The 7,789-nt window shown below is 56.4% G+C and carries 6 protein-coding genes; 4 read left to right on the forward strand and 2 right to left on the reverse strand.

The window, feature by feature from the left end:
- Window positions 1–377 precede the first annotated feature (377 nt).
- Both JNL86_11665 and JNL86_11670 read left to right on the forward strand, forming a co-directional pair.
- The gene (locus JNL86_11665; protein ID MBL8043564.1) at window positions 378–1,262 is read left to right on the forward strand and encodes a Stp1/IreP family PP2C-type Ser/Thr phosphatase; all 885 of its coding nucleotides are present in this window, start codon (window positions 378–380) and stop codon (window positions 1,260–1,262) included.
- Between the two features lie 78 nt (window positions 1,263–1,340).
- Window positions 1,341–2,318 carry an adenylate/guanylate cyclase domain-containing protein gene (locus tag JNL86_11670; protein MBL8043565.1) on the forward strand — a complete coding sequence of 326 codons (978 nt, stop codon included), beginning with the start codon at window positions 1,341–1,343 and terminating at the stop codon, window positions 2,316–2,318.
- 57 nt (window positions 2,319–2,375) lie between these two features.
- On the opposite strand, the gene JNL86_11675 is transcribed toward JNL86_11670, so the two are convergent.
- Window positions 2,376–3,320, reverse strand: coding sequence for a DUF4384 domain-containing protein (locus JNL86_11675; GenBank protein ID MBL8043566.1), 945 nt, complete (start codon window positions 3,318–3,320; stop codon window positions 2,376–2,378).
- 285 nt (window positions 3,321–3,605) lie between these two features.
- Here JNL86_11675 and JNL86_11680 point away from each other — a divergent pair, with 285 nt between their 5' ends.
- Window positions 3,606–6,182: a CHAT domain-containing protein gene (locus JNL86_11680; GenBank protein MBL8043567.1), complete on the forward strand. Its 2,577-nt coding sequence runs from the start codon at window positions 3,606–3,608 to the stop codon at window positions 6,180–6,182.
- A gap of 546 nt (window positions 6,183–6,728) precedes the next feature.
- Window positions 6,729–7,223: a hypothetical protein gene (locus JNL86_11685; GenBank protein ID MBL8043568.1), complete on the forward strand. Its 495-nt coding sequence runs from the start codon at window positions 6,729–6,731 to the stop codon at window positions 7,221–7,223.
- Between the two features lie 186 nt (window positions 7,224–7,409).
- Here the strand turns inward: JNL86_11685 and JNL86_11690 are convergent.
- Window positions 7,410–7,789, reverse strand: a 380-nt coding sequence (locus JNL86_11690; GenBank protein ID MBL8043569.1) for a BamA/TamA family outer membrane protein, incomplete at its 5' end; no start/stop codon positions are given.

The following is a 7,789-nucleotide window of genomic DNA, read 5'->3' on the forward strand; positions in this document are numbered from 1 at the left end:
GTTTCACCTGCCCCCGTGCTTAGGCCACCCTCCAAGTTAATCGCGCACACCGCGGTTGGGGGATAATGGTTCCGGAGCCCGTGGCTGATCCAACCTCCACCATTCCTTGGAACGGGATTCCGAATTCCACAAATTATTCGATCCTCCTGACTGTCGTCTCACCGTCTCTTGCACCATAATCTCTAACTTAATTTGTTTGACTCGCGCACTCGCAACCCTGTTTCGATTTCCAATGGCTTGGGTGCTTCCGCGATTTTGACGAGCAACTCCCCTGTAGTCGGAATCAATCACCCTTCTGCAGAAACGATGCCCTCAATTAATTATGGAACATTGCTCACGACAGGCTCGTTGAGAAAGCGCCGCGGTTGCGGTAGCTTATGCCCATTGTTGTTGATGCTGCTCCCGTTCCCCATTTGATCGCTAAGAAGATGCTGGGCTCTGAAACGTTGCCCTCTTCACCTTGGGTGAACGCCATGCTCCCTGGTCTTGAGAGTTCAATCCCTCACTGGCACGGTGCAGGGCTAAGCGATGTCGGCTTACTCCGCTCGTCCAACCAGGACGCATTTCTCGTGGACAATGACCTAGGGCTGTGGGTCGTTGCCGACGGCATGGGAGGGCGAGCAGGCGGCAATATTGCCAGCAGCCTGACCGTCAAGGCTCTCCTTGACCACTTCCACCATTCCCAGGAAAACGGTGAGCCCTTTCTTTTCGAACAGAGCAATGGTGAAGCATCATTTGAATTGCGCCAGGCCATTCAAGAGGCCGACGCGGCCATTCGCCAAAGGGCCCTTGAAGACCCTGCATTATCCGGCATGGGGACCACCATCGTTGCCATGCTGGTGTCCTCCTTAGCTCCATTACAAGTCGTGATCGGCCATGTCGGGGACAGTCGAGCATATTTGTGCCGCGGCCAGGAACTTCGACTCTTGACCCGTGATCACTCGCTTGTCGCGGATCTTCTCGCACGAGGGCACATCGCGCCGGCGGAAGCCGCCTCGCATCCTCAGCGTCACATTCTTGTCCGAGCGTTAGGCATCGAGGGACAAACAGATCCTGATATTTCCAATCAGGCGGTTCAATCAGAGGATATCCTCTTGTTGTGCACCGACGGAATTACCAACATGCTGAGCGATCGGGAAATCATAGCCCACTTAACCCTTGCTGCTGAGTCGCCTGATGAGGCCTGCAAGGGGCTTGTTGTTGAAGCGAACTCGCAAGGTGGGAAGGATAATTCGACAGCCGTAGTCATACGCTTCTCCTGAAATAGCGAGACCGCCGCCAGGCACCTGACCCGACGGAACATTCTTGATTGAAGATACCGGCGCATCCCCCCAAATCTCATGTCACTTGATTTCGAGTCTCTCAGCTTAACCGAAATTATTCGGCTTCAAAATCAACTGTCGGCATTGCTTGCCCGGCGGTTTGAAAGGACGCACGCGCTGGCCTTCAGCGACGTGACCGGCTCGACGGCCTATTTTGCACGTTTTGGAAATGAGGCAGGGCGCAGGCTTCAGCAACGCCATGTGGACCTCATCGTCAAGAGCCTGGATGGATCAGCCGGCCGCATTGTGGATACAGTCGGCGATGGCGTGTTTCTCTGCTTCCCCCACGTCGAGACGGCGGTAGAAGTGTTGGAACGTTTCCAAACCCTGCGACTGCAGGAGAATTCCCATATTCCGCCTGAGCATCAGATGACAACGAGAATCGGCATCCATTGTGGCACCGTCTTGACGGATGGGGTCATCGTCACGGGCGATCCGGTGAATCTCTGCGCGAAGCTCGCCGCCACCGCGCAGCCAGGCGAGATCCGCATCACGAAGCAGGCATTTCTTGAACTGACTGTCCAACGCCGGGTTCGCTGTCGGTCTATCGGACCAGTAAAGCTCGCCGGGGCCAATGAACCGATGGAAGTGTTTACATTTGCCTGGGCTGATCCCCTGCGCTTCCCCATTGCCGTGGTGATTGAGGAAACAGGCGAGCAGATCCCGCTACCTCCGCAGCCGATCATCACCTTTGGCCGGTTACGAGAAATGAACGGCACACAAGCGAATGACATTGTGCTGACCCACAAAGATCCGTCTCTGGCGCAGCACATCAGTCGATGGCATTTTGAAGTCAGGCGGGCGCCGGAAGGACTGATTTTTCGCTCAGTATCCACTCAACCGACGGAGGTGAATGGTAGGGTCATTTGTAAAGGAGAGGAAACGCCTGTCTCGGCAGGGACGGTCGTTCGCTTATCAGATGTCCTGACCCTGCGATTTGTTTCAGGCACCTCAGACCAGACATCTGAAGAGGGCGCCGTCACCACGGTTTCTTAGATTTCCCACCCAGCTTTGTGAATATTGTACATTTGACGGTACTGCACGGGAGGGCATCTACTTCCGGCGTGGAGGTCCTGGCTTTTCCTTGGTATAGGTATCGACTGCTTTACTGGTTGTGAGCAAGGACACGGACCGATCCACGCCGGTTAACTTCGCCCCTCGACTTCCCTTCCTGATGTCAGACTCCAGGCGTTGGAGGTAGTCTCGGCTTTCGTCGCACCCACGTCCGGCGTTATCACCGCTGTCCTCAATCGGCACAGCGCTCAACATCGCCTTGATGGTTTCAGCGCCAAACGGGTGCGTGATGAGGATATGTTCTGGATCGGCATCGCCCCCGAACGAATAGGTCTGCCCACCATGAATCAGCGCCTGGCCGCGATACACATTCGGCACCAAATGCACCACACAACCATCAGCCATGAAATAGTCAAGCTTCAGATAGGCATCGCGCTCAGACTGCACATACACGACCAGACGATCCCCCTCGATGTAATGGCCATCGGCCTTATCGACCCACACCCTCAACCCGAACCCTTGCGATTGCGGCATCAACGGAGTTTCCGCCTCTTGCGCAACCTGTTTAGCGTTCGCTCGTTGCTTGATCAAGTCTTCCAATGAAACCGGGCTCAGTTTGGCGCTCACCGAAATACAAATTTCCTGCCCCTTCTTTTCCTCTTTTTCCACCCTGATCTGTTCCAACATCCCGGCGCTCACCGTTTGAATCAGGTCGTCTTCAAGCTGGAACTTCCTCACGGTGGAGGTGGATTCCACGAACACGCGATGACTTCGAACGGCTTGCTCCTGCGCAATGGTCATTGCGGCTCTTTTGGCTTGAGCCGGCGTCTCGTTGTCGCCATAGGAATAACAGCCCGCACCACGAACAGTCTCCAGCTCGTGGCTCGCTGCGTTTGCGTCAGCAAGGGCGTTTGGGGAGTCGAGGAGCGACAAGACCATGCAGAGCGTAAGCGGTGCATAGGACCATGGACGCAGCTTATTCATAGGACACCCGTTACCCCGTCAATCAAGGTTGGTATTCTCACGCCGCCAACGGAGTCCAGAAAATATAGACAATTGTGCCCCCCTTGTCGAGGAATGCCGCACGAGAAATACACGTATAGTGGCTAGAGTTTCCTCTCATTCATCGGCAATGTCCATTGCAGCAGTCCTGGCTTCCCGATACAATCATACCGGGCATCGAAGTGTTGCTCTTCCTATGACATTCTGCAACTGGAAGTCGATACGCGCAATGCTGTCGAGCAGGTTGGGAAAGAAGGAGGTTGCGTCATGGCCACGGTGCTTGAGCCTCCCACCAGTTACGACACACTTCTACCGCCGTCCTTCCACACCTCGGCATCTTACGTGATACCCGACATAAAAACGATGACGCTTCTTGCGGTCTTCTTTGTCTGCATCGTCGCTGCCGGTCAGGCTTGGGCAACAGACGCGCTCGCACAAGCGACAGTCTCTCCTGAGAAATTGATGGAACAAGGGCAATCCGCCTATCAGCAAGGGGCCTTCACCCAAGCGATGCAATATTGGACCGAGGCCGGCCGACGTTATGAACGGGATGGCAAAACGCGGGAGCAAATCAAGGCGCAAGTGAACCTCACGCAGGCGCTCTATCAAACCGGACACTATAAGGAAGCGGGATCGCTCTTGGTTGATTCGGGGAAACAAGCGGATCGAATTGGAGACCCCCTCTTTAAAGCCATTGTGCAGGGGCGGCTGGGCTCTGTCCTCTTTGCTCTAGGTGAGAATAAAGAAGCGTTGCGTGCAATCGAAGAGGGGCTCGCTTCGGCCAGAGCACTCGACAATTCGGCCCTTGCCGCGACCATGCTGAACGATCAGGGCAACATTCTCACGGCCGACGAACGATACTCCTCTGCCGTGGCTGCCTATACCGAATCGTCCATCCTGGCAAAAGCCTCCCATCAACCATCGTTGACGACCATCGCCCTGATCAATGCCGGCCGGGCCACGATTCAAGAAGGGGCGCTCGACACAGCCAAGGCGCGCTTGGATATCGCCGCGCAGGAAATCGCCTCCATGCCGGATTCGTTCGACAAGGCCAATGCCTGGCTCAGCCTTGGAGACGCCTATGAAGAAATTGTCCGACCTCGCATCGGCGACGTCTCTTCGAGAAATGTCGTGCAACGGACGCTACTTGCGGCCAAGAGTTCACGGGGTGTTGAACTACAGCCGGGGACACCTCCGACGCAGGGGCCGGCTGCGACTACACCTCCACTTGATACACAACCCTCTCAAAAAAAGCCTAGCCCTCTGCCCGCCCCTCTCGAAAAGAAAGGTGACATCGGTGAACCCGTTCTTCGCCAGGCAGCTGATGCTTACTGGAATGCGATCCAGATCGCGACCAAGATCGGGGATTCACGGAACGAATCCTACGGATGGGGCTACTTGGGTCACCTGTATGAGATGCAGCATCGCACGGATGAAGCGCTGGACCTGACCAGACGGGCCATCCTCGCCGCTCAACAAGTCACCTCCCCGGAGTCCCTGTACCGATGGCACTGGCAAACCGCTCGTCTGCTGCGGAGTAAAGGCCAGATCAACGAGGCGATGGCTGCCTATCAGCGGGCGATTGAAACGTTGCAACCCATTCGTTCGGAGTTCATGGTGGGCGGCCAAAACCGCCGGTTTTCCTTTCGCGAGACGACAGGCAATTTGTTCTTTGAGCTGTCGGATCTGTTACTGCAACGCGCATCCTCAACACCGGACCTAGCGGCCCGCCAGCATCTCCTCGGACAGGCGCAGGACACGGTTGAACGCTACAAGGCGGCGGAGCTGCAAGACTATTTCAGAGATGAGTGTGTCGCGACGGCCCGATCGACAAGTACGGCGGTCGCCCAGGAATCCAAGTCCACGGCTATCGTCTATCCCATTATCCTGGCAGACCGCATGGAGCTGCTCGTGAGCATGCCGGACGGATTGAAACAATTCATCGTGCCGGTGACCGGAGAGCAGCTGACGGAAGAAATACGCGCCTTCAGGCTCGGCCTCGAGGACCGTTCAAATAACGCCTATCGTTCCCATGCCCAGACGCTCTATCAGTGGTTGATTCGCCCCATGGAAGCAGACCTGACCAATGCGCACATCACCACGCTGGTCTTCGTACCGGACGGACCACTACGGACAATTCCCATGGGGCCCTTGCATGACGGCTCGAAGTTCTTGATTGAACGCTATGCGGTGGCGACCACGCCGGGATTGACACTCACGGATCCGCGACCGCTCAACCGGAAGCAGATCCGCTTCTTTTCCATGGGGCTGACCGAGGCGGTGCAGGGCTTTCCGGCGTTGCCCTATGTCGGCAATGAATTAAAGGCGGTTCAGGCTATTTACGGTGGGAAACAGGTGCTGAATGAAGAGTTTCGCGCCGGGAAGGTCGAACATGACCTCAATGAACAGCCATACAACATGATCCACATCGCCTCCCACGGCAAGGTCGAAAGCGACGTCACGAAGAGTTTTGTGCTCACGTTCGACGACCGCATCACGATGGATCGCTTGAGCCATCTCGTGGGATTGTTCGAGATGCGCACGGTTCCGCTCGAATTGTTGACGCTGAGCGCCTGCGAGACCGCGGCAGGCGACGACCGGGCGGCCTTAGGATTGGCAGGAATGGCGATCAAGGCCGGCGCGAAAAGCGCCCTCGCAACCCTCTGGTTTATCGATGACGAAGCCACGGCCGAACTCATCACCGAGTTCTACAAGAATCTCCAGGATCCAGTCATATCCAAGGCGATGGCATTGCAACAGGCGCAGCTCACGCTGCTGAAAAACCCCGAGCGAGCCCATCCGGGCTTGTGGGCACCTTTCTTATTGATTAACAATTGGTTGTAACTCAACTCTACGACCAGACCTCCTGCATCTACGTCCTGACTGATACTGATGCTCCTCCACGAGCATAATGAGACACTTCTCCCTCCGCTCCCCTTCCTAGCCAGCTGAAAACCGCCTGCTATAGTTGATGGAGAGCGATGCTGCGTATGTGGCACTTGATCTCCCCCGCCGACGGAGCACAGCGCTTCATGGAATCTAATGATAAATCCCTTTCCCATTGCCATGCCTGCCTTCCGCATCTCTATCTTGATCGGGCTGTTCATTCTGTCAAACTCCATCAGTGAGGCCCGTTTTTCTCTCGGAGCAGACATCCTCACGGGAGTATCGTCAACAACCGCCTCCTCCATATGGCCTTCCCTCACATATCATTCGCCAAGAGAACGGCCTCTCGCCAATGTCAAAGGGGAAGAATTCGGATACTTTCCACGGGTCGAGACCGGGCCGCTCGTGGCGACAGTGGAGGACAGTCCCCTAACCGGCGCGAGAGTAGGCTCTGTCACGCTTGCCCGCAGGCAGCCCCCCCTTCATTCAGAAAGCAGGACCACCGTGCTCGGTGACCTCTACCTCGCCGACGATCATCCCATCGTTGCGGCAGAAGCAGCAGAACTCCTGGCCTCGACGGCCCTGGTCCTTGATCGAGATCCGATAGCGCATCTGACGCTGGAGGCCTATTGCGATGAGCGCGGGACCGAGGCCTACAGCTTTCTGATAGGCCAAGGATGGGTCTTGGATGTCGAGCGTCGATTGCAGGAGATGCGGGTAGAAAACAAGCAGGTGACGACGGTTAGTTACGGGCTCCAACAACCAGCCTGCCAGGAGGAATCAACGACCTGTTGGGAAGACAATCTGCGTATGAAATGGTCGATTCGCCTGCTCTCTCCCGTCACATCGCAGCAGGGTTGTCTGATCCGGCTCAAACTCGCAACCAACGCTCCGCTCGGTCAGAGCGCTCTGCTCGCAGCCAGTCAGCCGTACCTGCGCCGCATCCAACAGGGAGAACCCTATTCCGCCAAGGCTCCCGCCTCCCCGCTTGTCCGCTAAAGCCCAACCCACGAGCCCTCACTCATCGCAGAGACCACATAGCAGATATTCAGGAACAGCCCGCAGGATGTTCAAAAAGGCCGTCCAGCAAGGCCGCAACGAGCGAAGAGGCGAATCGTACTCGTGCCGTACGGTGAGCCTCTGAGCGACGCGAGAACGCCGCTGGCCGGCTTTTTCAACATCCTGCTAGAGAATGTTGAGCACGAACTGTATATGCACCCCCTCATCCTGCAGACCGTTATGGGGGTTCGAGACATTACTCGTCACGAGTCGCCGTCCCCAATACACATTGAGGTTTGCCACCGTGGTGATATTGAACCGGAGTCCGGCTCCGACGCTCGCCAACGTTTGCGGATCACCGCTCACTCCCTTGGCCGACCATGAATGGCCGACATCCGCGAAGGGGCAGAACTGCACGTAAGGAAATCCTTCGCTGGAACTCCACACAGGAAAGCGGGTCTCAAACTGATACACGCAGGCATTGTCCCGGAGCAGGGTGTTTTCGCGATAGCCCCGGACGCTATAGCGTCCTCCCACCGCCATTTGCTCCCGAGGAAACAGTCGGT

Source organism: Nitrospira sp., from assembly GCA_016788885.1.
GTDB lineage: Bacteria > Nitrospirota > Nitrospiria > Nitrospirales > Nitrospiraceae > Nitrospira_A.

Bases quoted from the DNA above. Each gene is read 5' to 3' on its own strand.
- JNL86_11675 (MBL8043566.1), bottom strand. From the start codon at position 3,320: ATGAATAAGCTGCGTCCATGGTCCTATGCACCGCTTACGCTCTGCATG.
- JNL86_11665 (MBL8043564.1), top strand. From the start codon at position 378: ATGCCCATTGTTGTTGATGCTGCTCCCGTTCCCCATTTGATCGCTAAG.
- JNL86_11670 (MBL8043565.1), top strand. From the start codon at position 1,341: ATGTCACTTGATTTCGAGTCTCTCAGCTTAACCGAAATTATTCGGCTT.
- JNL86_11680 (MBL8043567.1), top strand. From the start codon at position 3,606: ATGGCCACGGTGCTTGAGCCTCCCACCAGTTACGACACACTTCTACCG.